Raw genomic sequence first — 25,668 nt, 5'->3', positions numbered from 1 at the left:
CGATAACGGGTCAGGCAACAGCCCCGCTCCGCTCGTGCACCTTGGCGCCTGCCGCATAGGTCGCCCGCACCGCCCGGTCGTCCCCCAGCAGCGCCAGCGCGAACAGCTGCTCTTCCAGCGAATGGCAATGGCTGCTCCTGCGCGCCAGCAGGGGTGTCGCCTTCGGGTCGAGCACGATGAAGTCGGCCTCGGCGCCGACGGCGAAACTGCCGATCGTGCCTTCCAGGTCCATTGCGCGCGCCGCGCCCAGGGTGGCGAGATAGAACATGCGCAGCGCCGGCAGGTAGCTGCCTTTCAGGCGCGCCGCCTTGTAGGCTTCGTTCATCGTCTGCAGCATCGAGAACGAGGTGCCGGCGCCGACATCGGTGCCGAGCGTCACGGCCACGCCCGCGCCGTCGGCCTTCTCGAAGTCGAACAGGCCGCTGCCGAGGAACATGTTGGAGGTCGGGCAGCTCGCCACCGCCGAGCCGGTGGCGGCCATGCGCGCGAAGTCCTCGTCGTCGAGCCAGATGCAGTGGCCGAACAACGCGCGCGGGCGCATCAGGCCGTAACCGTCGTAGACGCCCAGGTAGCTGCGCGCGTCCGGATACAGCGTGCGTACCCAGTCGCACTCGTCCTTGTTTTCCGAGACGTGGGTCTGGATGAAGACATCCGGATGGGCCTTGGCCAGTTCGGCAATCGCCGCCAGTTGCGCCGCGCTCGAGGTCGGCGCAAAACGCGGGGTGATCGCGTACAGCGAGCGCGCGTGCCCATGCCACTTGCCGATCAGCGCTTCGCTCTCGCCGAGCTGGCCGTCGACGTCGCGCAGGAAGTCCGGGCAGTTGCGGTCCATCAGCACCTTGCCGGCCACCATGCGCAGGTTGCGCGCTTCGCTCGCCTCGAAAAAGGCGTCCACGGATTCGCGGTGCACGGTGCAGTAGACCACCGCGGTGGTGGTGCCGCAGCGGGCCAGCTCGTCGAGGAAGAACTCGGCGGTCGCGCGCGCGTGGGCCGGGTCGCCGAACTGGCGCTCGGTCGGAAAGGTGTAGGTCTCGAGCCAGGGCAAGAGGCCCGGGCTCGGGGAGGCGATCATGTCCGTCTGCGGATAATGCAGGTGGGTGTCGATGAAGCCGGGCGTGATGATCTGGCCGCGGTAGTCGACCGGTTCGAGGCCGGCCGGCAGCGTGGCGGCGAGCCGGGCGTAGTCGCCGGCCGCCTGGACGCGGCCGTTCTCGACGACGAGCAGGCCGTCCTCGAACCAGGAATGGGCGTCCTCGGCAAAGGCCGGGTCGGCGTGAAAATGCAGCAAGCTCGCACGGTAGGCTTGCACGGTCTGTGGTGCGGTGGACATCAGTTGGGTTCCGAAGAAACTTGGGGAAGGCTGGGCGCGCCGGTTTCAAACGCCTCCCAGACGGTCAGCAGTTGTGCCGCGACGGAGGCGGCAATCACGGCCGGGGCCTTGCCGGCAATGCCGGGCAGGCCGATCGGGCACACCATGGCCTCGATCCGGGCCGCGTCGATGCCGCGCTCGCGCAGGCGGTGCTCGAACTGGCGGCGCTTGGTGCTTGATCCGATCAGGCCGAACCAATCCCGGCCGGGCCGTGACAGTATCGCGATCGACAGCCGCAGGTCAAGTGCATGGCTGTGGGTCATGACGAGGAAGGTCGTTCCGGGCGCGGCAGCCTGCACCAGCGCCTCGGGCGTGTCGGTGGCCTCGACGGCGACATTCGCCGGCACCACGTCTGGAAACATGTCCTCGCGCTCGTCGACCCAGGTGACCCGGCACGGCAGCTCGGCCAGCGCGCGCACGATGGCGGCGCCGACGTGACCCGCGCCGAACAGCATCAAATGGGCGCGCGGGGCCAGGATGGGGTCGACCAGCCAGCTGCGGCCGGCGGCGTCGGTGAACACGTGGGTGCCAGCGGTACGGTCGAAGGCCGGGACGGCGTCGCCGGCGAGCGGCTGCCCGGCGCCGTCGAGCAGCGCCCATGATGGCGTACCCGTAGGGTGGACGGCTGCGCCGTCCACGCGTTCAGGCGGCGCTGGTGCTGCCGAACGCTCCGGATCGCCACCGTGCTCCGAACGCGTGGACGGGGAACCCGTCCACCCTACGACCCTGATGGTATCGACATGGCGGCGCGCATCGAGCAATGCCATTTGGTCGCGGCTGACCGGGTCGAACACCAGCCAGGCCACCCCGCCGCAGCATTGCCCGAGGCTCGGCCCCAGCGCAAAACGCTCGAGCCTGGTTTCGCCACCTTGCGCCAGCATCGCGCGCGCCATCTCCAGCGCGCGGTGCTCGAGGTGCCCGCCGCCGATGGTGCCGGCGAAGCCGTCCGCCATGACGAGCATCTTCGCCCCGGGTTCGCGCGGCACCGAACCCTGGGCAATGGCGACCGTCACCAGCACGGCCGGCGCACGCAGCGCAGCGCTGAGCCAGTCGTCCATCACGCTTGGGGTGCGGCTGCGGGTGCAACTGCGGCCTCGACGGCGGCGATCGCGTCGAGGATCTCCTCGCTCGTCGCCGGCGCGTTCAGGGGCGGGTTGACCTTGTGCCCGCCGACGCTGGAGACCGCATCGCGGATCGCGAAGAACACCGAGAACGGCAGCAGCAGCGGAGGCTCGCCGACCGCCTTCGAGCGGTGGATGCTGTCCTCGACGTTGCGGTTCTCGAACAGGCGCACGTTGAAGGTGCGCGGGCAGTCGGACACGCCCGGGATCTTATAAGTCGAGGGCGCATGCGTCATGAGCTTACCGCCCGGGTTCCACCACAGTTCCTCGGTGGTGAGCCAGCCCATGCCCTGGATGAAGGCGCCTTCGACCTGGCCGATGTCGATTGCCGGGTTCAGCGAATTGCCGGCGTCGTACAAAACGTCGGCGCGCAGCAGCTTCCACTCGCCGGTGAGCGTGTCGACCACGACCTCGGACACCGCCGCGCCATAGGCGAAATAGGAAAACGGGCGGCCGTTCATGGTCTTCGCATCCCAGGACAGGCCGGGGGTGGCATAAAAGCCGTCGGACCAGAGCTGCACGCGCGCCAGGTAGGCCTTTTGTACCAGGTGCGGGAACGGCACCTCCATGCCGTTGACGAACACCGTGTCGGCCGCGAAGCGCACCCCGTCCGCCTCGCCGCCGTACTCGCCCGCGGCAAACACGGCGAGGCGCTCGCGGATCTGGCGCGCGGCGTCCTGCGCCGCCTTGCCGTTCAGGTCGGCCCCGGTGGAGGCGGCGGTGGCCGAGGTATTCGCGACCTTGCTGGTGTTGGTGGCGGTGGCGCGCACGCGATCCATGTCGATGCCCAGTTCGTGCGCGACGACCTGCATCACCTTGGTGTTGATGCCCTGCCCCATTTCGGTGCCGCCGTGGTTCACCATCACCGAGCCGTCGACATACACGTGCACCAGCGCGCCGGCCTGGTTCAGGTGGGTGACGTTGAAGGCGATCCCGAATTTTACGGGCGTCAGCGCCAGCCCTTTTTTCAGCACCGGGCTGCTGCGGTTGAAGGCTTCGACCGCCGCGCGCCGGGCACGGTACTCACTGGTTTCTTCCAGCTCGGCCACCAGTTCGTGGATCACGTTGTCGACCACGGCCTGGCCGTAGGGCGTGACGTTGCGCTCCTCCTTGCCGTAGAAATTGCGCCTGCGGACGTCGAGCGCATCGACGCCGAGATTGCGCGCGATTTCGTCGAGCACGTATTCCATCGCGATCGCGCCCTGCGGGCCGCCGAAGCCGCGGAAGGCGGTATTCGACTGGGTATTGGTCTTGCCGCAGGCGGCACGGATGTCGACGTCCGACAAATAATAGGCGTTGTCGTAGTGGCAGACGGCGCGCGTGGCGACCGGGCCGGAGAGGTCGGCCGAATAGCCGGCACGCGAGACCATGTCGACTTTCGCGGCCAGGACGCGGCCGGTCTCGTCGTAGCCGACTTCGTACTCGTAATAAAAACAGTGGCGCTTGCCGGTCACCAGCATGTCGTCGTCGCGGTCGGCGCGCAGTTTCACGGGGCGTTTCAACTTTGCGGCGGCAATCGCGGCGGCGGCGGCCCACAGGGCCGATTGCGATTCCTTGCCGCCGAAGCCGCCGCCCATGCGCCGGCACTCGACCACGACGTGGTGCGAGTGCAGGCCGAGCGCATGCGCCACCACGTGCTGCATCTCGCTCGGGTGCTGGGTCGAGCACTGCACCAGCATGCCGTTATCTTCGCCGGGAATCGCGTAGGCGATCTGCCCTTCCAGGTAAAACTGTTCCTGGCCGCCGACGAACAGCTTGCCCGCCACTTTATGCGGAGCGTTGGCGAAGGCGGTTTCGGCGTCCCCGCGCGCGAGGCGCATCGGCGGCACGACATAGGACTGCGCGGCGTGCGCCTCCTGCGGCGTGAGGATGGCCGGCAGCTCTTCGTATTCCACTTGCGCCAGGCGCGCGGCGCGGCGGGCGTTGTCGTGGGTATCGGCGACCACGATGAACAGCGGCTGGCCGACATACTCGACCTTCCCGTCGGCGAGGATCGGGTCGTCGTGGATGATGGGGCCGCAGTCGTTGGTGCCGGGGATGTCGCGCACGGTCAACACGGAGACCACGCCGCGCGCGGCGGCGACGGGCGCCAGGTCGAGCGCGACGATGTTTGCGTGCGGCTTGCTGGACAAGCCGAGCGCCGCGTGCAGGGTGCCCGCCATTTCCGCGATGTCGTCGGTATAGGTGGCCTGGCCGAGCACGTGCAGCGTGGCCGACTCGTGCGGCCGGGCGCGGCCGACCGCGCTCCACGCCGCGGCCTTGAATGCTGGTGCGCCTGGATCGTTCATGGGGTTCTCCTCAGGCCTGGACCGCGAATGGGTTGACGGCGGCGACCGGCAGCGGGTTCTCGCTGCGGGTCTCGAGCCAGAAGCGGCGCAGCAGGTTTTGCGCCGTCTTCATGCGGTAACCGCTGGACGCGCGCATGTCCGACAGCGGCGCGTAATCCTGGGCCAGCGCGGCCATGGCCTCCGTCAATGCCGCCTCGTCCCAGGCGCGCCCGGTCAGCAGCGCCTCGGCAGCGGCGGCACGCTTCGGGGTCGCCGCCATGCCGCCGAAGGCGATGCGCGCCTCGGCCACGCGCTCCTGCCCGTTCGCGTTCTCGATGCGCAAGGCAAAGGCGGCGCACACGGCCGAGATATCCTGGTCGAAGCGCTTCGCCAGTTTATAGGTACGGAAACGGACGTTCGGGCGCGGCAGCGGCACGCGCAGCGCCTGCACGAATTCGTCGGGCGCCATGTCCTTCTGCTGGTAGCCGAGATAGAAATCCTCGAGCGCCAGCACGCGCTCGCCTTGCGGCCCGCGCAGCACCAGCTGCGCGCCGAGCGCGATCAGCCAGGGCATCGAATCGCCGATGGGCGAACCGTTGGCGACATTCCCGCCCAGGGTGCCGGCATTGCGGATCGGCAGCGAGGCGAAACGCTGCCACAGCTCCTTGAGTTCGTCGGGATAGTGGCGGCACACGGCCGCATAGGCATCCTGCAGGGTGACACCGGCGCCGATCTCGAGCATGCCCTCGCGTTCGCGCACGGATTTCAGCTCGTCCACGTGGCCGAGATAGAGGATGTCGTTCAGCTCGCGCATCTGCTTGGTCACCCAAAGGCCGACGTCGGTCGAGCCGGCCAGGATCAGCGCCTGCGGGTGCGCCGCGCGCAGGGCGACCAGTGCATCGATCGTGCGCGGCGCGTGGAAGCTGCGCCCTTCATGGGTATAAGTGTGCGTGTCGCCGCGCTGCAGCGCCTGCAGATGAGCGGCGACGGCGGCGCGGTCGAATTCGGCGCGCGGCAATTCGACCATGCGCGCGGCCGCGTCGATGATCGGCCGGTAGCCGGTGCAGCGGCACAGGTTGCCCGAGAGCGCATCGTCGACCTGGCAGCGCGAGGGGGCTGCCCCTTCCGTTTTCAGGTACATGCCCCACAGCGACATGGCAAAGCCCGGCGTGCAGAAGCCGCACTGCGAGCCGTGGCATTCGACCAGCGCCTGCTGCACCGGATGCAGGCGGCCGTCGGGCAGTTGCAGGTCTTCGACCGTGAACAAGGCCTTGCCGTCGAGGGTCGGCGTGAACTGGATACAGGAATTGACGGCCTTCAGCGCCAGCTCCCCGTTCTCGAGCGAACCGACGACCACCGTGCAGGCGCCGCAGTCGCCCTCCGCGCAGCCTTCCTTGGTGCCGGTGCAGCGCAAATCCTCCCGCAGGTGCTGCAGGATGGTTTGCGTCGGCGCCACGTCCGTCACTGCGTGAACGGCGTTGCGGAAATAAAAGCGGATCGGTTCGGCCATGCTTGTCTCGGATTTAACCCAGCGTGCAGGATACCTGCTGGCGGCACCGGCTTACTATATCCACGCGATGATATTGCTTATTGCCAAACGGATATATCAACCGGACCCGGCGACGTGCCCTGCCCGGGACATTGTAGGCCGGTTCCCGTCCCTGCATGGCGAGGCCCAGCATGCGGGGTATATCGCCCATCATATGTTGACGCAAGTGCAAGGGTATATCATCCCATGGATAGCGGATTTCAACCCGCGCACACAGGAGAAACGATGGGCAAGCTCAGTACCCATGTGCTCGACACCGCGCACGGCCGTCCGGCCGCCGGCGTGGCCGTCGAGCTGTACGGCGTCGACGACGGCGAGCGCACCCTGCTCGCGCAGGCGCTCACCAATGCGGACGGGCGCTGCACTGCGCCCCTGCTCGAAGGCGAGGCCCTGCGCGCAGGGTGCTATGAACTGGTGTTTGCGGCCGGCGACTATTTCGCGGCGCAAGGCGTGGCGCTGCCGGAACCGCGCTTCGTCGACCGCGTGACGATCGCGTTCGGCGTGGCCGACCCAAGCCAGAACTACCACGTACCGCTGGTCGTCACGCCCTGGTCCTACTCGACCTATCGCGGTAGCTGAAGGGGTAGCTGAAGGGGAAGCTGAGCCGAGCCGGGCGCTGCCCGCGCCGGGAACTTGCTATCCTGAGCAGCCAGGAGGAAGCGCCCCATGTCCCTGCATATCGTTCATTTCATCGGTCCGATCAACCATAACTCCGCCAGCAACGTGCGCAACCTGTGCCTGCAGGCCCTGCAAAGCGGCGCCAGCGAGATCGAACTGCACATGTCGACCGAAGGCGGCAACATGACGGCCGGCTTCGCGCTCTACTTTTTCCTCAAATCGCTGCCGGTGCCGCTGACTACCTTCAATATCGGCAGCGTCGAATCGGTCGGCGTCGTCATCTTCCTGGCCGGAGAAAAACGCTTTGCCTGTCCGGGCGCACGTTTCCTGGTCCACCCGCTGCACTGGGGTTTCGGCAACCTGGTCGCGGCCGACCACTCGCGTGTCTCGGAATGGCGCGAATGCCTCGATTTCGACGCCGAACGCTATGCCAGCATCTTCGAGGAAGCCACCCGCGGCGCGCCCGAAACCCACGACATCCGCCCTCACCTGTTCGGGAATGCCCGCATCTATACCGCGGAACAGGCCGTCCGCGCCGGCCTCGTCCACGAGGCTGCCCAGGCCCGCTTGCCGGCGCGGGGCGCGGCCACGCACTGGTTTAACTGAGCCGCGCGCTCCCACCGCGCTCCCCGCCCGCGGCCGCTGCTGCACGCGGTAGGTGTAGCGCCCCGCTGCACATCCGGTTGCGGTGCTGCCCCGTTTCGCTTCCGACAACACGATGTTTCACTTCTGCAACGCGATCACGGTAAATACCGTCGTTTTTTCGCATGATCGTGCTTTTTCTTGGGTTTAAGTTTCCGCGTGGATACAATCATTCCGGCCAGTTCTACCCATTTTGGGTGCTGAAGACGGAAAGAAGAAGCACATCTTATAAACGCAGTAGCTGTTACAGGTTGTCTAATGAACAAGCATATCATCCTCGCCCTGCTGGCTATGCCACTGGCAATTTCGTCGGCCTTCGCACAAGATGCGGGAGGTCCTTCGGTCAAGGTCAGCGGCTTCGGCACCGCTGCCCTTACCTGGACCAATACGAATAACGCCGAATTCGGCCGTCCCAACCAGGCCAGCGGCGCAAAGAAAAACCCGCGTACCGGCGTCGACTCGAACCTCGGCCTGCAAGCCGACCTGCGCATCAACGACTGGCTTTCCTTCACTGGCCAGGGCCTGGTGCGCCGCGATGCCGAAGACGACTACGGCGCGGAGCTGGGCTGGGCATTCGCCAAAGCACGCATCAACGACCAGTTCAGCGTGCGCGCCGGCCGCATCGGCCTGCCGGCCTTCATGATTTCGGACTACCGCAACGTCGGCTATGCCAATACCTTCCTGCGTCCGCCGGTCGAGATGTATTCGCAAGTACCGTTCAACAGCATGGACGGCGTCGACCTGACCTGGCAGCAGAACTTCGGCGACACCAGCCTGACCGGCCAGCTGGGCGTCGGCCGTGCCGAAGCCCCGGTCGCCGGCGGCCTGACCGCCAAGGGCAAGGAGATGTTTGCCGTTAACCTGTACGCCGAGCACGGACCGTTCAGCGCCCGCATCAGCCGCGTGGACGCCAAAGTGTCGATCAGCGGTTCGGCAAGCCTGAACGCGCTGCTCGCCGGTTTGCGCGCGGCCGGCACCGGCTATGGCTTCCCACAGCTCAATGCCATGGCCGGCCAGCTCGACGCGACCGAGAAAGACGCCTCCTTCACTTCGCTCGGCCTGGGCATGGACTGGAACAATGTCATCGTCCAGTCCGAATTTGCCAAGCGCAAGACCGATACCTACGTCAACGACACCACGTCCTGGTACCTGATGGGCGGTTACCGCTTCGGCAAGGTCCTGCCCTACATCATCCACAGCAAGCTCTCGATCGATGGCTTCCCGGCCAATGCCGTGCCGGCTGCCTGCCCGGCCGGCTACCCGGGCGCCTGCACCCCGACCATGGCCGCGTTGCGCGCCGGCGCGGCGCGCCTGCCCTACACCGGCACCGGCCAGGGCGAGCAGAGCACGACCTCGATTGGCGTGCGCTGGGACCTCTACCGTTCGGTTGCACTGAAGGCGCAGGTCGACCGCGTCAAGCCGGAAGCCGGCAGCGGCCTGCTGCTCAACGCTGCTCCGGGCTTCCACAAGGATGTCACGGTCGGCGCCGTCGCCCTCGACTTCGTCTTCTAAGGAACACGTCATGAACAAACTGTTGAAAGCGGCCCTGGCCGCTGCCGTTCTCGCGGCATCGGCGCCGGCACTGGCGGAAGTGGTCGTGATCGTGAACCCGAAGGCCGCGGAAGCGGCCTTGTCGAAAGACCAGGTCGCCCAGTTCTTCCTCGGCAAATCGAGCGCGATGACCCCGATCGACCAGCCCGAGGACGCACCCGTCCGTGGCGAGTTCTACAAGAAGGTGACCGACAAGGACGCGTCGCAAGCCAAAGCCCTGTGGTCGAAGCTGGTCTTCACCGGCAAGGCCACCATGCCGAAAGAAGTCGCCAACAGCGCGGCAGTCAAGGCTGCCGTCGCCGCCAATCCGAAGGCGATCGGCTACATCGAGAAGAGCGCAGTCGACGCCAGCGTCAAGGTCGTCTACACCGCGCCGTAAGCAAGACTGCAACACAGTGGTCAAAGTCCGCCCTGCCCGCTTCATGTCGGCAGGGCGTATTCATGAAAGCTGTGCCGCCTTCAAAACAATGCAAGACCGAGCCGAAAATGAGAGACACACGAACATGAGCATCAAGCGCAAAATCTGGGCACTACCTGTCATCTCGACCCTGGTCTTCGGCCTCGGCCTCGGCGTCAGCGCGACGATCGCGAACGATGCCCTGACCTCGATCGCTTCCACCGGACGTACCGACTATCCGGTGCTCGATGCCTCCAAGGCGATCGCGCTCGAGGTCCGGGAGATCACCGCCGGCCTCGCCGACGCCGTCACCGAAGGCGACAAGGCGCGTATCGACAGCGTCGGCCAACAGGCCGGCAAGGTACGCGACCACCTCCGGCAATTCAGCCAGATCGAAGGGCAGCGCGAGAACGGCGCTCGCCTCCTGAAAGAGTTCGACGATTACTATGCGCCGGCCCTGTCCGCGGCGCGTATCATGCTCGATCTCGAGCAGGGCGACCCGCAGGTGGTCGTGCCGAAGATGCAAAGCTCGCTGGCAACCCTGACCGCCGACCTCGAGAAGACCCAAGTGCGCGCCAGTGAACAGTTCACCGCTGGAATTGCAAGCAGCGAAGCGAACGTACGCCGTGTGCTGTGGACGATGATCTTGACCGCGCTGGTTGTCGTTCTCAGCCTGGCCCTGGTGTCGTGGTTCGTGGTGCGCGCCATCTGGCAGCAGCTCGGCGGCGAGCCGGAATATGCGCGCGAGATCGCCCGTTCCGTCGCTGCCGGCGACCTGGCAATGGACATCCGCACCGCCCCCAAGGATACGACCAGCCTGCTGGTGGCCTTGAAAGACATGCGCGCGCGCCTGGCGACGATGGTTGCCGAGATCAAGTCCTCGGCCGACACGATCGCCGTAGCCAGCGCAGAAATCGCCAGCGGCAACGCCGACCTGGCCGGCCGCACCGAATCGCAGGCAGCCAACCTCGAGCGCACCGCGCGCGCGATGGAAAACCTGACCGGCGAAGTGCGCCAGAATGCGGCCAACGCCAACGAAGCGAACGCGTTGGTGGTGAATGCCAGCGGCATCGCCACCCGCGGCGGCGAAGTAGTAGGCGGCGTGGTCAGCACGATGGGCGACATCAATCACTCGGCTAAAAAGATCGTCGAGATCATCTCGGTGATCGACGGCATCGCCTTCCAGACCAACATTCTGGCGCTGAACGCGGCCGTCGAGGCGGCCCGCGCCGGCGAACAGGGCCGCGGCTTCGCGGTCGTGGCCGGCGAAGTGCGCAACCTGGCACAGCGCAGCGCGGCGGCGGCCAGGGAGATCAAGGAACTGATCGGCGACTCGGTCGCAAAGGTCAACGCCGGCAGCGCGCTGGTCGACCAGGCCGGTCTGACGATGGGACAGATCGTCGAATCGGTCAAGAAAGTGCAAGACATCATGGTCGAGATCACCATGGCCGGCCAGCGCCAGAGCGCAGGCATCGAGGACATCGGCCGGGCCATCGGCAGCATGGACGAGATGACCCAGCAGAACTCGGCACTTGTCGAGGAAGCCTCGGCCGCCGCGGAATCGCTGACCGGACAAACGACCCAGCTCACCAGCGCGCTGTCGGTATTCAAGCTCGACGGGCAAGGCGGCGCAGCGGCGCTGGGACAGGGCCGGGCGCCCCTGGCGCTGCGCTAGCGAACGCTGCCCGCGCACGCTTGCGCAAGATCGAACCGGCGCCCCAGGGCGCCGGTATCGTTTTAAAGAGGCGATCGGGAGCCGCATGCGGCGACAACGCAGGTGCACCGGTTGCAAACAAGGCCCTGATCAAGCCGACAACACCCTTTACTACCCCGCCAACAGTCTGATGCGGCCGGGGGGCGCTGTATCATTTCGTCTACGTGGTGCGCACGCATCTTGCGCGGTCGAAACGCTTTACAAATTTGATGCCTGTAGGCATCATCCGAAGAGCCCGCGGCTCCGGCAGCATGCTGCGCGGCCCGGTTTCGCACCCTTTTGCACTTTATCCACTGGCTCATATGGCGGCAGTCCTCCCGAACACGACTTCAGGCACACCGATGTCGGCTCACATGTCGGGACTGGCACGCGCGCTGGTGCAGGCCGGCCGCCTGAGCGCGGCGCAGGCCGACGCCTTTCAGAAGAAAGCCGTACTCGAGCGCAGCACCTTCATCGACGCCATCCTGGCCGGCGGCGCGCTCGATGCGCAATCGCTGGCGGTGTTCTGCGCCGAGACCTTCGGCTACCCCTTGCTCGACCTCTCGAGTTTCAGCCCCGAGTCCCTCCCGAGCGGCGCGATCGACACCAAGCTGATGGCGGCGCAACGCGTGATCGCCCTGGCCAAGCGCGGCAACCGCCTGTCGGTGGCGATCTCCGACCCGACCAATACCCAGGCCCTGGACCAGATCAAATTCCAGAGCGAAGCGGCGGTCGAGCCCGTGATCGTGGCGCACGACACCCTGCTGGCCCTGCTGGCCACCCTCACCAAGAGCGCCGAGCAAAGCCTGAACGACCTGGCCGGCGAAGGCGCCGATATCGAGTTCGCCGAGGAAGAAGCGGCCGCGGTGCCGCTGGAAGCGAGCAACGAGATCGAGGACGCGCCGGTCGTGCGCTTCCTCAACAAGATCCTGATGGACGCGGTCAACCTGGGCGCCTCCGACATCCACTTCGAGCCCTACGAAAAGTACTACCGGATCCGGATGCGGGTCGACGGCGTGCTGCGCGACCACGCAATGCCGCCGCTCTCGATCCGCGACAAGCTGGTGTCGCGCATCAAGGTCCTGGCCAAGCTCGACATTTCCGAAAAACGCGTGCCGCAGGACGGCCGCATGCGCCTGATCCTGTCGCCGACCCGCACCATCGACCTGCGCGTGAGCACCCTGCCGACCCTGTTCGGCGAAAAGACCGTCATGCGTATCCTCGACGCGACCCAGGCCCAGATGGGCATCGATTCGCTCGGCTACGACCCCGACCAGCGCGACCTGCTGATGGACGCGATCTCGCGCCCCTACGGCATGGTGCTGGTGACCGGGCCGACCGGCTCCGGCAAGACGGTCTCGCTGTACAGCTGCCTGAACGTGCTGAACAAACCCGGCATCAACATCTCGACCGCGGAAGACCCGGCCGAGATCAACCTGCCCGGCGTGAACCAGGTCAACGTCAACGACAAGGCCGGCCTGACCTTCCCGGTCGCCCTGAAATCCTTCCTGCGCCAGGATCCCGACATCATCATGGTCGGCGAGATCCGCGACCTGGAAACGGCCGACATCGCGATCAAGGCCGCCCAGACCGGCCACATGGTGTTTTCCACGCTGCACACCAACGACGCGCCCTCGACCCTGACGCGCCTGATGAACATGGGCGTGGCCCCGTTCAACATCGCTTCCTCGGTGATCCTGATCACGGCGCAGCGCCTGGCGCGCCGCCTGTGCCATTGCAAGCAGCCGCTGGAGATGGGGCGCGAGGCCCTGCTGGCGGCCGGCTACCGCGAGACCGACCTGGAAGGCGACTGGAAGCCGTATGGCCCGGTCGGCTGCGAGCGCTGCCTCGGTTCCGGCTACAAGGGCCGGGTCGGCATCTACCAGATCATGCCGATCACGCCGGCGATCGAAACCTTGATCCTGGCGCACGGCAATTCGATGCAGATCGCCGCCCAGGCCGAGAAGGACGGCGTGAACTCGCTGCGCCGCTCGGGCCTGATGAAAGTGAAACAAGGGCTGACCAGCCTCGAAGAAGTGCTCGGCTGCACCAACGAATAAGCGACGAATAACTATGGCAAGCTCCCTCACCACCCGAAGCCGCGCCGGCGCGCAAGTCAAGGAAGCCGTCTACGCCTGGGAAGGCAAAGACAAGGCCGGCAAGACCGTGCGCGGCGAGCTGCGTGCCGGCGGCGAAGCGATCGTCAACGTGACGCTGCGCCGCCAGGGCATCATGGTCACCAAGGTCAAGAAGAAGGTCTACCGTGCCGGCAAGAAGATCACCGACAAGGACCTGACCATGTTCACGCGCCAGCTGGCGACGATGATGAAGGCCGGCGTGCCGCTGCTGCAGGCTTTCGACATCGTCGGCAAGGGCCACGCCAACCCGTCGATGGCCAAGCTGGTGCTCGACCTGCGCGCCGACATCGAAACCGGCACCAGCCTGAACAACGCCTTCCGCAAGTACCCGCGCTATTTCGACCCGCTGTTCTGCAACCTGGTCGGCGCCGGCGAACAGGCCGGCATCCTGGAAGACCTGCTGCACCGCCTGGCGATCTACAAGGAAAAGACGCTCGCCATCAAGTCCAAGATCAAGTCCGCCCTCACCTACCCGATCGCCATCCTGGCGGTGGCCTTCATCGTGGTGGCCGTGATCATGATCTGGGTGGTGCCGGCCTTCAAATCCGTGTTCGCCAGCTTCGGCGCCGACCTGCCCACGCCGACCCTGATCGTGATGGCGATGTCGGAATTCTTCGTGCAGTGGTGGTGGCTGATCTTCGGCTCGCTGTTCAGCGCCATCTATTTCTTCTTCCAGTCCTGGCGCCGCTCGCTCAAGATGCAGCAGGCGATGGACCGGCTGCTGCTGCGCCTGCCCATTTTCGGCGCCGTGATCCGCAAGGCGACGATCGCGCGCTGGACGCGCACCCTGTCGACCATGTTCGCGGCCGGCGTGCCGCTGGTCGAGGCCCTCGATTCGGTCGGCGGCGCCTCCGGCAACGCCGTCTATCTCGACGCGACGCGCCGCATCCAGCTCGAGGTCTCGACCGGCACCAGCCTGACGACGGCAATGCAGAACGCGAACGTGTTCCCGAGCATGGTCACGCAAATGGTCGCCATCGGCGAGGAATCCGGCGCGCTCGACTCGATGCTGGGCAAGGTCGCCGACTTCTTCGAAGACGAGGTCGACGAGGCGGTCGCCGCCCTGTCCTCGCTGATGGAGCCGCTGATCATGGTCATCCTGGGCGTGCTGATCGGCGGCCTGGTGGTGGCGATGTATCTGCCGATCTTCAAGCTGGGGGCGGTGGTGTAAGGCAGGGAAAAGCGCCAGCCCGGTGGCTGGCGCGCACGCCACGGCCGCGCCTGGCGCCGCAGCCAGTCCCCGGCCGGGCGAATCAAAACCGGCATCAATAGATACACCATGCAAGCCGAGATGGCCATCGCCGACACGGCTGCGACAACGGGATGCGGCAACGACGGCGCGATCCATGCCGCGATCTGGGCGACCCGCTGCGGCAGCAGCACGGTCAGCGGAAAGACGGCGATCGAGGACAGCACCCATTGTTTCCAGCGTCTCGGCTGGCGCCGCCCTGTCGGTGGCGTGAACCAGAATTGCGCATCCTGATGCACCTGATAGCGGTCGGCGACGGCGAGCCTGGTTTCGGCGATGCTCAGCAAATCGCGGCGCACCGGCGCTTTCGCCAGGACCCGAAGAGCAACTGGCTGCGTTCTGTCGTGGTCGAGCTGTTTGCCGATGGCGGACCGGCCGCGCGTCTGGTTCCTGACCGGTCCGCGCTGCCGCGCTAGAGCGCTGCCGTCACGGGGCCCGCCAGGCGCGGACGGGCCGGCCTGGCCTCGGATTCGTCTTTCACGACGAACACCTGTACCGAGGCCACCATCGCTTCCGTCCGCCGATGCATGCTTTCCGCAGCATGGGCCGTTTGCGCAACCAGAGAAGCATTCTGCTGCGTGACATGGTCCATCTGGACCACGGCGCGGTTGATTTGCTCGATACCGATCGTTTGCTCGCGGCTTGCCGATTCGAATTCGTTCATCAGGAGCGCGACCCGCTTGATCTCGGCTTGCACCAGCGCCATCGTCAGGCCTGCTTCGCGTGCGTTCTCGTTGCCGGCAGCGATCTTGGCGACCGAATCCTCGATCAGCTCCTTGATTTCGCGCGCCGCGCCGGCAGAACGCTGCGCCAGGTTGCGCACTTCGCTGGCCACGACGGCAAATCCCCTGCCCGACTCCCCGGCGCGCGCCGCTTCGACCGCGGCGTTCAGTGCCAGGATATTGGTCTGGAAGGCGATGCCGTCGATGACGTTGATGATGTCGGTGATCTTGCGCGACGCTGCCTCGATGGTCGCCATGCGCTCGACCACCTGATGCACTTGCGCACCGCTTTTTTCTGCGACCTGTGCCGCGCTGCGGGAAAGTTCGAGCGCTTCGCGGGCCGTGCCGAGCCCCTGCTTGACTGTACTGGTCAGTTCTTCCATCGAGGCCGCCGTCTCTTCGAGGGAACTGGCCTGCTCTTCGGTGCGGGAGGACAGGTCCATGGTGCCGCCGGCGATTTCCCCGGCGCTGCCCGAGATCGCCTGCGCGTTGGCACGCACATCCACCACGATTTTTGCGAGACTCGTATTCATCGCCTGCAAGGCCTGCAGCAAGCGGCCCGTTTCGTCATTCTCCCGGCAGTCGATGTCGCTGGCCAGGTTGCCGGTCGCAATCGTTTCTGCGAGCGCGACGGCATTGCGCAGCGGCACCGTGATGCTGCGGCTGATCCAGTAGCTCAGCGCCGAGGCCAGCAGCAGCGCGGCAAGCGCCATGCCGGAGATGATCAACTGCCCGTCGCGGTAGGCTTTTTCGGCCTCGTCCGCCGACGTTTTCATCAGCTTTCCGCCGAGCTTGTTGAGTTTGCCCACCGATCCTTCGTAGACCGACAGATGGGTCGACAGGTTGCCGGCGATCAGGGCCGTCGCCGCTTCGCGGTCGCCATCGGCCAGCAGCTGCAGGTAAGCCGCCTTGTCCGCTTCGTACGCCCGTTTTGCCGCGTACAGGTCGGCCACGATCTGCCGGGCCTGCGGCGCGGTCATGCGCGCGGTGAACTGTTGCAGGAAATCCGTTGCGCTCGCGTCGGACGCATCGAGGGCGGCGCGCTCGGCTTGCACGCGCGCGGGATCGTCGAGAATCAGCAGGTTGCGCAGATGAATCGATGAATCCTTGACGTTTTCGAAGGCCCCGCCGATGAGCAGGAGTTTTGGATAGCGGTCGCGCACCGCCGATTCGATTTTGTCGTTCAGTTCGGACAGTCTCGCCAGGCTCAATACGGTGATGCCGCCCAGAACCAGGAGCACCAGTCCAAATGCCGCCGCCAGCCGCGGGCCGATTTTCAGTTGTCTCATTTTTTGCTTCTTAGGTGGGTAGGGATGGGGCGGCTGCCGGGCGCGACAGTTAGTACCGGATGACAGAGCGCCGCGCTTTGACGCGCGGCAGATGTCGTATGGTCTTGTTATGTCGCTTATGCGCTATGGGAAGAAAGTATAGGTGTTGCACTAAAGCAAGAAAACAAAATCCCGTGAATCATTCCGATAGATTTTATGAATGTCAGGGAATAAATGCCGGACCTGCGCGCCCGTCGCCGCGCGCGCCGGCGGGCGCCGGCGGCTGGCGGCTCTCCACCGGCCGCGTTGCCCACCATGTCGTCATGGCTGGTGGTACTGGATCGCTAACGCTTGTGATACGTAGATGTACGCAAGCCGAAAACATTACGACAGCAAACGTTCTCGATAACCGGTATGTGATTTTTTATACTGGGTCAATACGCAGCGACTGCTTTGGGGGCCGGCCTAATCCCAGCGCCCGCTTCCCGTCGCCCGGCTAGGATCGAGCAACTCGATAAAGCGCTTGGCAGCGAGCCCCAGCGGTCTTTCGGTGGTCCACACGATATCGACGAAGAAGCGCAGGACGTTAGTCAGGTTCTCGGTCGGGATTTCCACCAGCGCGCCGTCGGCGAGGTAGGGCCGCACGAAGGCCGAGGGAAGCCAGGCCCAGCCTGCGCCGGCCGCCACCAGCGACAGCGCCGCGGCGGGACTGTCGGTTTTCCATTGCAGCCGCGAGACCGCGATGCGCTTGTCGACCTCGGCCGAATCGCGGCCGGCGACCACGATCTGGCGCTCGCACAGCAGGTCGGCATCGCGTACCGAGCCGCCCACGACGCGCCCCAGCATCGGATGCTGGGGCGAGACGACCGCCACCAGCCTTTCCTCCGCGATCTCCTGGAAGGCCTCGTGCGCAGCCAACCCGTAGCGCTCGAAGACCAGGGCCAGGTGGGCACGGCCGCTTTGCAGCATGCCGAGGGCGTCCGCCTGGGGCGCGGTGAGCACTTCCACTTCCAGCAGCGGGTATTCCAGCGACAAGGCGTGGAGCGCCGCGCTCCAGGAAGCGGCGGCGATCAGTTCCGGCACCAGCGCGATCGTCAGCGCAGGTTCCAGCCCCTGGGTGAGCGAGAGCGCGTGGATGTTCAGCCGGTCGCGCTGCTCGGCCAGCAGGCGCGCCTGCGGCAGCAGCGACAGCGCGTGCACGGTCGGCTTCGGTTCCCGCCCGCTGCGGTCGAACAGTTGCAGGCCGAGCTCGGCCTCCAGGTTCGCAATGGCCATGCTGATCGCCGACGGCACCCGGTTCAAGGAACGGGCCGCGGCCGAGAAAGAGCCGCGGTCGACTGCCGCAAGGAACGCATTCAAGTTATCGAGGTCAAAGGCCATATATCAGTTCCACTGATAGCAGCTAACTTTTATTAGCAATAAAGACGACATACCATACGCGAAATTCAGGCGGTGCGGCAACTGCGGGTGCCCGCCTGTCCATCGCGCAAAGCGTCGCTTGCGTAGCGTTTGAACAGCAACATTCACTTCGGCCTCAGCTCCATGGACCTCTCAGAGTACTTCCCCGTCCTCCTCTTCGTCATCGTCGGCACCCTGGTCGGCATCATGCCCCAGGTGCTGGGGCGCGTGCTCGGCCCGCACCGGCCCGACCCGCAGAAGCTGTCGCAGTACGAATGCGGCTTCGAGGCCTTCGAAGGCGGCCAGATGCGCTTCGACGTGCGCTACTACCTGGTCGCGATCCTGTTCATCATCTTCGACCTCGAAGTGGTGTTCCTGGTGCCCTGGGCCGCCGCGATGCGCGAACTCGGCGCGGTCGGCTTCTGGTCGGTGATGTTCTTCTTCTTCCTGCTGACCGTAGGTTTCATCTACGAGTGGAAGAAGGGCGCGATGGAATGGGATTGAGGCCGGCGGCCATGACCAATCTCTTGATCCTGAATTGCCTGACGGCGCTCGGCCTGGCTTATGCGGCCAGGCAGGAGCGCAAGAAGGACAACAAACGCGACAGCCGCGTGCTGTCGTTTTGCGCGAACCTGGCCTTCTCGGTCAGCGCAGCGACCGGCGCCTACGTGTATTTGTACGGCTGGTAGCCCTACTTGCCAAGGCGGCCCATGAAGGCCCCGAGCCGCCGGATCGCCTCCGCCAGGCTTTCGGCGCTGGCGGCATACGACAGGCGCACGTAGCGCTCCGCCCCCGCGTTGCCGAAATCCTTGCCCGGCGTGAGCGACACATGCGCCTCGTCCAGCACCCGCTCGCAGAACTGCCAGGCGCTCAAGCCGGTCGCGCTCACATCGAAGTACACATAAAAGGCGCCGTCCGGCGGCACCGGCACCGGCAGGCCGATTTCCGCGAGACCTTTCAAGACCAGTTCCCGGCGCCGCGCGAACTCGCCCCTCCTCTCCTCGCAGACGGCCAGCGACTGCGGCGTGAAGCAGGCCAGCGCTGCCTGCTGGGATAGCGCGGAGGCGCAAATATAGTAATTCTGGGCCAGGCGCTCCATGGTCGGCACCAGTTCCTCCGGCACCACGGCCCAGCCCAGGCGCCAGCCGGTCATGCCGAAATACTTCGAAAAACTGTTGATGACGATGGCGCCGTCGTCGACCGCCAGCACCGTCTGCGGCGGCCGGCCGGCGGCATCGCGGTCGCCCAAATTCAGGTAGATCTCGTCGACGATGCGCCAGGCGCCGTGCTCGCGCGCCCAGTCGCAGATTGCGCGCAATTCTCCGGGCAGCACCGAGGTGCCGGTCGGGTTCGAGGGCGTGGCGATCATCAGCCCCTTTGTTTGCGCCGTCCAGGCGGCCCGCACGCTGGCGGCGCTCAGCTGGAAGCGGCTGCCGGCGTCGGTCGCGACCAGCTTGACCTGTGCGCCGAAGCTGCTGAGGAACTGGCGGTTGCACGGATACGAGGGGTCGCCGACGATGGTTTCGTCGCCCGGATCGACCAGCGCCGCGGTCACCAGCAGCAGCGCGGCCGATGCCCCGGCGGTGACGATGATACGGTGCGGCGAGATGGTGACGCCGTGCTCGCGCAAATAAAAGCCGGCGATCGCCTCGCGCAGGGGCCACATGCCGAGTGCCGCGGTGTAGGGCAGCGAGCCGCCCTCCACTGCCGCGCGCGCCGCTTCCAGCACGGCCGGTGGCGGGCCGAAATCGGGTTCGCCCAGGCTGAGCTTGATGACGGGGTGTCCTTGCGCTTCCAGGGCGGCGGCGCGTTTGCCGAACTCCATGGCAAAGAAGGGATCGACTGACTGGGCGCGTTGGGAAATTTTCATGTTCGAGGTTCGATGGTTACTAAGAGCGCCTAACAAAACCTTCAGAGCAAGGCGCGGCGACGAAGACAGTACGATTGTACGGCGAGGAGCTGCAACGCAGCTATGGAGGTTTTGTTAGGCGCTCCAAGCCTGACGGATTCTACCCAACTCTCACCAAAGCAACCCGCCACTGCCCGCGCGCGGATCGACAGCGTCCACGGCTGACCGGGGACCGGCGCCCCGGCGCCATGCAAGATGGATTTTTTTGCACCAGGCGAACTGCGGGCATGGACAAGATGCTACGATTTCGCCTGGCAGGGTCCGCCTGCTGACGATCCAGCAACATGTTCACTTCGAGGAGCAAGACATGAAGACTGTGGCAGCAGGCTTGGCGCTTGGCATGGTGGTGGCACTGGCGGGATGCGCCGTGCCGGAACGGAAAACGGACGGCGAGCTGATCGCTGGCTCATCCGCGTCCGGCGCCGAGGCCGTGCCCCGCGACGAACAGCCGATGACCGGCACCCGCCTCGCCAAGCGCACCACGACCGAGCGCGCGCTCAGGACCGTCGGCTCGCGCGACGCGCGCGATGCCCTCGACCAGTCCGCGCGTCCGCTCAATTCCTCCGGGCAGTAAGGCGCCGCACTGCCGTCAGCTACGGCCGGGGACGATTTCGACGCCGATCTGCTCGGCCAGTGCCAGCAATTCGCCATAGGCGGCCGCATCCGCCGCCAGGCCGCGCGAGGGCGCAAGCTGGCGCAAGGCCGCGCCATCGACGCGGTCGCCGAACAGCACCAGCGAGCGCGCGCTGTCGTCCTGGCGCGAGGTCCAGCACAATCCCTGCACTTGCGGGCACTGGGCGTGGATGGCCTCGGCCCACAGCCGGGTCAGCGGGTACTGGTCCTTCTCGGTGTCGATCAGGGCATTGCGCTGGACCCCGAGCTTGCGCAAGGCCTTGCTGCCGAGGTCTGCCAGCAGCAGCGCGCGGTCCGGCGCGAAGCGCGAATGCAGCTGCCCGTCCAGCCTGTTCTTGTCCCATGCCTTGAAGCCGGGCGCGAACGGCACGTCGTGGAACACCGATTCCATCGCCGCGCAGGCGAAGCTCGATCCGCCGTAGAGCGTCGGCACGGCGCCGCCGTCCGCATTCCGGATGGGGCTGAAGCGTGCATTGCCGCGCACGCCGGGATTGAACTGGAGGGCGCCGTACTGGAGGTGGTGTATCCGGTGGATGAGGGTGCCGGCCGGCCAGCTGGTGGTTGTTACGTGCAGTACGGGCGCAGGCCTGGCGGCGTCCGGCCTCGCGGCCGGACCCTTAACCATGCAGTACGCCTTCGCGTTCGTCCGCCGCTGCCGCGATGACCCGTCCGGGGTCGGTGGCGAGCAGGTCGCGCGGACGTTTGCCGCCTAAAAAACTGTTCGCGGACATGAACCAGTAGGACAGGCCCCAGGCGTCCTTGGTGTCGCCGAAGGTGTCGAGGACTTGCGCCAGCGCCTTGCGCGGCCGGTAGCCGGACTGCGGGTCGAGTCCATAGCTGGGAAAGTAGTCGATGCCGTTGTGGCGGATGGCGAAGATGGCGCCGTCGCGCTTCCACTTGTTGGGCTGGGCGCTGGGATTGCTGGCGCTAAAACCCGCTGCCGAGGCGATCTCGGCCGCCGTCATCCAGTCGCCGCTGTCGATCACCGCGGTACGGGCCCGCGCCAGCATGGTGGCTTCCTTGAGCTCGTTCGGCGTGGGCGGCACCTTCGGCACCAGCGCCTCGACGATCGCTTCGAGCGATGCGCGACGGTGGTTGCCGACCAGGGTCTTGACCAGCCCGGCGATGCTGGCAAAGGTCTGCGCGATCGCCTCCGCTTCGCGCGGGCTGGCATGGGCCAGCGCCACGGCCACGACCTGCTCGGCGTCGACCCGGTCGAGGCCCTTGCGGACCTCGTCGGGATCGCCGGTGAGGGTCGAAATACCCGGCATCTCGTGTTCCAGTGCGATCATGGCGCCTCCTCATGAGATTATGCTGGCTAACTGCATTCCATCATAACCCATATAACCGGTTCGCACCACGAAGGGCGTAAGAAACAACCATACGCCTGCCAGGAAACAGGCCAGGCGTCGTCGCGATACAGCTTGCTTCGCAAAAGGGCCCGAAACACCCTAAAATACGTTGATCTACGGAACCATTCTTCTTTTTGGACGCCAGCCTTTGGAAACTCTTCTCTTCGCCGCCCCGGCATCGCTCGGCCCTGCCCTGGTCGCCGGCCTGTTCGGCCTGCTCATCGGCAGCTTCCTCAATGTGGTGATCCACCGCATCCCGAAAATGATGCAGCGCGAGTCCGACAATTACGTTGCCCAGGAAAGCGGCAAGGAATTGCCGCACACCGAACGCTACAACCTGATGGTGCCCCGCTCCGCCTGCCCCTGCTGCGGGCACCAGATCACCGCCATGGAAAACATTCCGGTGCTAAGCTGGCTGGCATTGCGCGGCAAGTGCCGCAAGTGCAAGGCGCCGATCTCGGCGCGCTACCCGGCCGTCGAACTGCTGACCGGCGCCCTGTCGGCGCTGCTGGTCTGGACTTTTGGGTCCGGCACGGCCGGCCTGGCAACCCTGCTGTTTGCCTACCTCTTGATCGCGATGACCTTCATCGACTTCGACACCCAGCTGCTGCCGGACGACCTGACCTTCCCGCTGCTGTGGGCCGGCCTGCTGGTCAACCTGGACGGCACCTTCGTGCCGCTGCGCGACGCCGTCATCGGCGCCGCAGCCGGTTACCTGGTGCTGTGGGCCGTGTACTGGCTGTTCAAGCTCGTCACCGGCAAGGAAGGCATGGGCTACGGCGACTTCAAGCTGCTGGCCGCCCTCGGCGCCTGGCTCGGCTGGGCGATGCTGCCGACGATCATCCTGCTGTCCTCGATCGTCGGCGCGCTGGTCGGCATCGGCCTGATCGTGTTCGCCAAGCGCGGGCGCGACAAGCCGATCCCGTTCGGCCCCTATCTTGCCGCCGCCGGCATGATCGCCCTGCTCTACGGCGAGCAGATCGGCGCCGCGTTCCTGGGCCACTTCGCGTAAGCAGCATGACGGCCGCCCACGCTCCCGCATTTTCCGTTGGACTGACCGGCGGCATCGGCTGCGGCAAGACCACCGTGGCCGACATGTTCGGCGCGCTCGGCGCCTCGCTGGTCGATACCGACGCCATCGCGCATGCGCTGACGGCGCCGCACGGGGCTGCGATGCCGGCCATCCTGGCCGAATTCGGCGCCGGTTTCGCGATGCCCGAAGGCGCGCTCGACCGCGCGAAGATGCGCGAACTGGTGTTCGCCGATCCCGGCGCGCGCGCGCGGCTGGAAGCCATCCTGCACCCGCGCATCCGGGAGGCGACCGCCGCCGCCGCGGCGATGGCGAGCGGCCCCTACATCATCTTCGTGGTGCCGCTGCTGATCGAGTCCGGCACCTGGGCCGAGCGCGTCGCGCGGATTCTTGCAATCGACTGTTCGGAAGAAACGCAAGTGGCGCGCGTGATGGCCCGAAACAAGCTGTCGGAGGAGCAAGTGCGGGCCATCATGGCCGCGCAGGCGAGCCGCACCCAGCGCCTGGCGGCCGCCGACGACGTGATCCTCAACGACGACGGCATCGAGGCGCTGGCGCCCCAGGTCGAGCGCCTGCATGCGTTCTATCTGGCCGAGGCGCAGCGGATGGCCGCCACGCCGCCGTCCGTATGAGAGCGCCTAACAAAGCCGGCAGGGCAAGGCGCGGCGCCGAAGACAGTACGAAGGTACGGCAAGGCGCTGCAACGCGGCCATGGCGGTTTTGTTAGGCGCTCAAAGGGATTTGTAATTTTGCTCCGCATGGTTCAGAATCACGGGGTTGCTCGCCAGCCCACATCCAGGGGAATGTCACTTTGATCGTCTACGAATATCCTTTCAACGAGCGGATTCGCACGTTGTTGCGGCTGGAGGACCTGTACGAGAAATTCAAGTTCTTCGTGCAACAGGAACATCCCATGCAACACCACGTCGCGCTCGCGACGATCTTCGACATGCTGGAAGTGGCCGGCCGCGCCGACCTCAAATCCGACCTGCTGCAGGAACTCGAACGCCAGAAGCAAAGCCTGCTGACCTACCGCAGCAACCCGGCCGTCGCGGCCGACGCGCTGGACGCCGTCCTCGGCGAACTCGACCAGGTGAGCAGCGCCCTCGTCGCCGCCCAGGGCAAGACCGGGCAGAACGTGCGCGACAACGAGTGGCTGATGAGTATCCGCGGCCGCACCATCATCCCCGGCGGCGCCTGCGAATTCGACCTACCGTCGTATTACGCCTGGCAGAAACGCCCGGCCGCGCAGCGCCACGCCGACATCATGGGCTGGTTCGGCCCGCTGGCACCGCTGTGCGACGCCCTCGCCCTCGTGCTGCGCCTGCTGCGCGATTCGGGCCGTCCGACCAAGATGATCGCGGTCTCCGGCAGCTACCAGCAGATGTTGCAAGGTAAGATCTATCACATGCTGCGCCTCGGCATCGACGAGTCGCTGGGCGCGATCCCCGAGATCTCCGCCAACAAGTACATGCTGTGGGTGCGCTTCACCACCCAGGGTGGCGACCTGAAACCGAAGTCGCTGGAAGAAGACGTGCCCTTCGAGCTGACCCTCTGTAATTTCTAAGTTTTATCGAGTATTGCCATGACCGTCGTCGCCTGCCCTACCTGCGCCAAGAAAGTCGAATGGACGCCTGAGAACAAGTATCGCCCCTTCTGCTCGGAGCGCTGCAAACAGATCGACCTGGGCGCCTGGGCCGAAGAGAAGTACACCATCCCCGGCGCCGCACCGGGCGAGTCGCAGGACAATCCGCTGGACGAAGACAAGCACTGACCTTGGCGTCCAGGCCCGGATTGCTTGCCAGGCTGTCCCTGTGCGCCATCCGCGGCTACCAGCATTACCTCTCCCCCCATAAAGGCTTTTCCTGCGCCTACCGCCGTGCGACCGGGCGCGATGGGTGCTCGGGCTACGGCTATCGGGTCATCGAACGCTTTGGCGTGCGCACCGGCCTGTCGCTGCTGCGGCGCCGGCTGCGCCTGTGCGGCGACACGCATCGCCGCCGTGCGGCCATTCCCAACCCGGTGCTGCATTACCAGCGCGGCGAATGCGACTGCGGTTTGCCTTGCGACACCTCCTGCTCCATGCCTTGCGACACCTCCGGCTCCAATCCCTGCGACTGCAGCTGCGACCCGCTCGAGCGCTACCTGGACAGGAAATACGAGCGCGCAAAGCGCCGCTGGAGGATCTGGCGCCAGCGCGCAAACGGCCGCGCCTGGCGCCGTACCCGTGAACGCACGCCGCCCAGGCAGCCGGCGCCGTCGCCGGAGATGAATGAGGAACTAGCCATGCTTCGCGAGCGCGAAGAAATCGATCTCGCGTACGAGTACTACCTGCTGAAAAAGGATGGAAGCGTGATCACCATCCCGCGGCTCGTCTACGGCACCGGGCTGGTGTCGTCAGGAGCAGGTCTCCTCCTGGCGGGTCTGGGCGGCGGCTGGATCTTGGGCGGATTGGCGGCCGGTTTCTGCGGCATGGGTCTGACCAGCTTGTCCTACCGCCTCAAACGCAAGGCAATTGGGCAAAGCACGGTGCGCCCGAAACGAAATCCCAAGACGTAGGGTGGGCACTCTGTTCAGCACAGGGACATCCTAAACACTTGGCTAGGGACATAGGTAACACCTTTTATGATCATTGCACTGCTGACTTTGGGAGCGTGCGATGCCTTGGAAGGAGAGTTCCAAAATGTCCTTTCGTCTCGAGTTCGTGATGTTGGCGTTGGCTCCGGGAGCCAATGTACGGGCGCTGTGCCGTGCATTCGGCG

The 25,668-nt window shown here is 65.8% G+C and carries 26 protein-coding genes; 17 read left to right on the top strand and 9 right to left on the bottom strand.

Going from position 1 to position 25,668, the window contains the following annotated elements; translation table 11 throughout:
• Positions 1 to 10: 10 nt before the first annotated feature.
• From guaD to xdhA, 4 genes are read right to left on the bottom strand one after another with little or no spacing between them, the layout of a single operon-like run.
• Positions 11 to 1,330 carry a guanine deaminase gene (gene guaD, locus ACFPAH_RS13710; protein ID WP_379746237.1) on the bottom strand — a complete coding sequence of 440 codons (1,320 nt, stop codon included), beginning with the start codon at positions 1,328 to 1,330 and terminating at the stop codon, positions 11 to 13.
• The gene (xdhC, locus tag ACFPAH_RS13705; protein WP_379746234.1) at positions 1,330 to 2,427 is read right to left on the bottom strand and encodes a xanthine dehydrogenase accessory protein XdhC; all 1,098 of its coding nucleotides are present in this window, start codon (positions 2,425 to 2,427) and stop codon (positions 1,330 to 1,332) included. The genes guaD and xdhC overlap by 1 nt, the downstream gene beginning before the upstream one ends.
• Positions 2,427 to 4,778, bottom strand: a complete 2,352-nt coding sequence (gene xdhB / locus ACFPAH_RS13700; protein ID WP_379746231.1) for a xanthine dehydrogenase molybdopterin binding subunit — start codon at positions 4,776 to 4,778, stop codon at positions 2,427 to 2,429. The genes xdhC and xdhB overlap by 1 nt, the downstream gene beginning before the upstream one ends.
• A gap of 10 nt (positions 4,779 to 4,788) precedes the next feature.
• A complete protein-coding gene (gene xdhA, locus ACFPAH_RS13695; RefSeq protein WP_379746228.1) occupies positions 4,789 to 6,267 on the bottom strand; it encodes a xanthine dehydrogenase small subunit in 1,479 nt (492 codons plus the stop codon).
• Positions 6,268 to 6,531: 264 nt separating this feature from the next.
• Here xdhA and uraH point away from each other — a divergent pair, with 264 nt between their 5' ends.
• The 9 genes from uraH to ACFPAH_RS13650 all read left to right on the top strand — a co-directional run bounded on the left by uraH (position 6,532) and on the right by ACFPAH_RS13650 (position 15,010).
• A complete protein-coding gene (gene uraH / locus ACFPAH_RS13690; RefSeq protein WP_379746226.1) occupies positions 6,532 to 6,885 on the top strand; it encodes a hydroxyisourate hydrolase in 354 nt (117 codons plus the stop codon).
• 87 nt (positions 6,886 to 6,972) lie between these two features.
• Positions 6,973 to 7,530: a ClpP family protease gene (locus ACFPAH_RS13685; protein WP_379746223.1), complete on the top strand. Its 558-nt coding sequence runs from the start codon at positions 6,973 to 6,975 to the stop codon at positions 7,528 to 7,530.
• A gap of 294 nt (positions 7,531 to 7,824) precedes the next feature.
• Positions 7,825 to 9,078, top strand: coding sequence for a hypothetical protein (locus tag ACFPAH_RS13680; protein ID WP_379746220.1), 1,254 nt, complete (start codon positions 7,825 to 7,827; stop codon positions 9,076 to 9,078).
• 10 nt (positions 9,079 to 9,088) lie between these two features.
• Complete coding sequence (locus ACFPAH_RS13675) at positions 9,089 to 9,496, top strand: hypothetical protein (RefSeq protein WP_379746217.1); 408 nt, start codon at positions 9,089 to 9,091, stop codon at positions 9,494 to 9,496.
• 124 nt (positions 9,497 to 9,620) lie between these two features.
• Positions 9,621 to 11,189 carry a methyl-accepting chemotaxis protein gene (locus tag ACFPAH_RS13670; protein WP_379746214.1) on the top strand — a complete coding sequence of 523 codons (1,569 nt, stop codon included), beginning with the start codon at positions 9,621 to 9,623 and terminating at the stop codon, positions 11,187 to 11,189.
• Between the two features lie 341 nt (positions 11,190 to 11,530).
• The gene (gene pilB / locus ACFPAH_RS13665; RefSeq protein WP_379746211.1) at positions 11,531 to 13,267 is read left to right on the top strand and encodes a type IV-A pilus assembly ATPase PilB; all 1,737 of its coding nucleotides are present in this window, start codon (positions 11,531 to 11,533) and stop codon (positions 13,265 to 13,267) included.
• Positions 13,268 to 13,280: 13 nt separating this feature from the next.
• Positions 13,281 to 14,516, top strand: coding sequence for a type II secretion system F family protein (locus ACFPAH_RS13660; protein ID WP_379746206.1), 1,236 nt, complete (start codon positions 13,281 to 13,283; stop codon positions 14,514 to 14,516).
• A 108-nt stretch (positions 14,517 to 14,624) separates the two neighbouring features.
• On the top strand, positions 14,625 to 14,828 hold the full coding sequence (locus ACFPAH_RS13655; protein WP_379746203.1) for a hypothetical protein: 204 nt from the start codon (positions 14,625 to 14,627) through the stop codon (positions 14,826 to 14,828).
• The gene (locus ACFPAH_RS13650; RefSeq protein WP_379746200.1) at positions 14,816 to 15,010 is read left to right on the top strand and encodes a hypothetical protein; all 195 of its coding nucleotides are present in this window, start codon (positions 14,816 to 14,818) and stop codon (positions 15,008 to 15,010) included. Before ACFPAH_RS13655 ends, ACFPAH_RS13650 begins: the two co-directional genes overlap by 13 nt.
• Here ACFPAH_RS13650 and ACFPAH_RS13645 read toward each other — a convergent pair.
• Both ACFPAH_RS13645 and ACFPAH_RS13640 read right to left on the bottom strand, forming a co-directional pair.
• Entirely contained in the window at positions 15,007 to 16,605 is a 1,599-nt protein-coding gene (locus ACFPAH_RS13645) for a methyl-accepting chemotaxis protein (RefSeq protein WP_379746197.1), read from the bottom strand. The genes ACFPAH_RS13650 and ACFPAH_RS13645 overlap by 4 nt on opposite strands.
• A 444-nt stretch (positions 16,606 to 17,049) precedes the next feature.
• Positions 17,050 to 17,964, bottom strand: a complete 915-nt coding sequence (locus ACFPAH_RS13640; protein ID WP_379746194.1) for a LysR family transcriptional regulator — start codon at positions 17,962 to 17,964, stop codon at positions 17,050 to 17,052.
• A gap of 162 nt (positions 17,965 to 18,126) precedes the next feature.
• Between ACFPAH_RS13640 and ACFPAH_RS13635 the strand changes: the two genes are divergently transcribed.
• Entirely contained in the window at positions 18,127 to 18,486 is a 360-nt protein-coding gene (locus ACFPAH_RS13635) for an NADH-quinone oxidoreductase subunit A (protein WP_379746191.1), read from the top strand.
• A gap of 11 nt (positions 18,487 to 18,497) precedes the next feature.
• Positions 18,498 to 18,671, top strand: a complete 174-nt coding sequence (locus ACFPAH_RS13630) for a hypothetical protein (RefSeq protein WP_379746188.1) — start codon at positions 18,498 to 18,500, stop codon at positions 18,669 to 18,671.
• A 2-nt stretch (positions 18,672 to 18,673) separates the two neighbouring features.
• Here the strand turns inward: ACFPAH_RS13630 and ACFPAH_RS13625 are convergent, their stop codons facing one another.
• Positions 18,674 to 19,852 (bottom strand): pyridoxal phosphate-dependent aminotransferase, encoded by a 1,179-nt coding sequence (locus tag ACFPAH_RS13625; protein WP_379746185.1) that lies wholly within the window; start codon positions 19,850 to 19,852, stop codon positions 18,674 to 18,676.
• Between the two features lie 346 nt (positions 19,853 to 20,198).
• On the opposite strand from ACFPAH_RS13625, the gene ACFPAH_RS13620 reads away from it, so the two are divergent.
• On the top strand, positions 20,199 to 20,465 hold the full coding sequence (locus ACFPAH_RS13620) for a hypothetical protein (protein ID WP_379746182.1): 267 nt from the start codon (positions 20,199 to 20,201) through the stop codon (positions 20,463 to 20,465).
• Positions 20,466 to 20,480: 15 nt separating this feature from the next.
• Here the strand turns inward: ACFPAH_RS13620 and ACFPAH_RS13615 are convergent, their stop codons facing one another.
• Together ACFPAH_RS13615 and ACFPAH_RS13610 are read right to left on the bottom strand one after the other, a co-directional pair.
• Positions 20,481 to 21,149, bottom strand: a complete 669-nt coding sequence (locus ACFPAH_RS13615) for an RES family NAD+ phosphorylase (protein ID WP_379746179.1) — start codon at positions 21,147 to 21,149, stop codon at positions 20,481 to 20,483.
• Complete coding sequence (locus tag ACFPAH_RS13610) at positions 21,142 to 21,816, bottom strand: hypothetical protein (RefSeq protein WP_379746176.1); 675 nt, start codon at positions 21,814 to 21,816, stop codon at positions 21,142 to 21,144. Before ACFPAH_RS13610 ends, ACFPAH_RS13615 begins: the two co-directional genes overlap by 8 nt.
• A 208-nt stretch (positions 21,817 to 22,024) precedes the next feature.
• On the opposite strand from ACFPAH_RS13610, the gene ACFPAH_RS13605 reads away from it, so the two are divergent.
• The 5 genes from ACFPAH_RS13605 to yidD all read left to right on the top strand — a co-directional run bounded on the left by ACFPAH_RS13605 (position 22,025) and on the right by yidD (position 25,465).
• Positions 22,025 to 22,888 (top strand): prepilin peptidase, encoded by an 864-nt coding sequence (locus ACFPAH_RS13605; protein WP_379746174.1) that lies wholly within the window; start codon positions 22,025 to 22,027, stop codon positions 22,886 to 22,888.
• A 5-nt stretch (positions 22,889 to 22,893) separates the two neighbouring features.
• The gene (gene coaE, locus ACFPAH_RS13600) at positions 22,894 to 23,538 is read left to right on the top strand and encodes a dephospho-CoA kinase (protein WP_379746171.1); all 645 of its coding nucleotides are present in this window, start codon (positions 22,894 to 22,896) and stop codon (positions 23,536 to 23,538) included.
• A gap of 179 nt (positions 23,539 to 23,717) precedes the next feature.
• Complete coding sequence (zapD, locus tag ACFPAH_RS13595; RefSeq protein WP_379746168.1) at positions 23,718 to 24,473, top strand: cell division protein ZapD; 756 nt, start codon at positions 23,718 to 23,720, stop codon at positions 24,471 to 24,473.
• A gap of 18 nt (positions 24,474 to 24,491) precedes the next feature.
• Positions 24,492 to 24,680 (top strand): DNA gyrase inhibitor YacG, encoded by a 189-nt coding sequence (yacG, locus tag ACFPAH_RS13590; protein ID WP_379746165.1) that lies wholly within the window; start codon positions 24,492 to 24,494, stop codon positions 24,678 to 24,680.
• Between the two features lie 20 nt (positions 24,681 to 24,700).
• Positions 24,701 to 25,465, top strand: a complete 765-nt coding sequence (yidD, locus tag ACFPAH_RS13585; protein ID WP_379746162.1) for a membrane protein insertion efficiency factor YidD — start codon at positions 24,701 to 24,703, stop codon at positions 25,463 to 25,465.
• Positions 25,466 to 25,668 lie beyond the last annotated feature (203 nt).

Source organism: Massilia sp. GCM10023247 (assembly GCF_042653325.1).
GTDB lineage: Bacteria > Pseudomonadota > Gammaproteobacteria > Burkholderiales > Burkholderiaceae_D > Telluria.
This window is presented reverse-complemented; position numbering and strand designations above follow the sequence as displayed.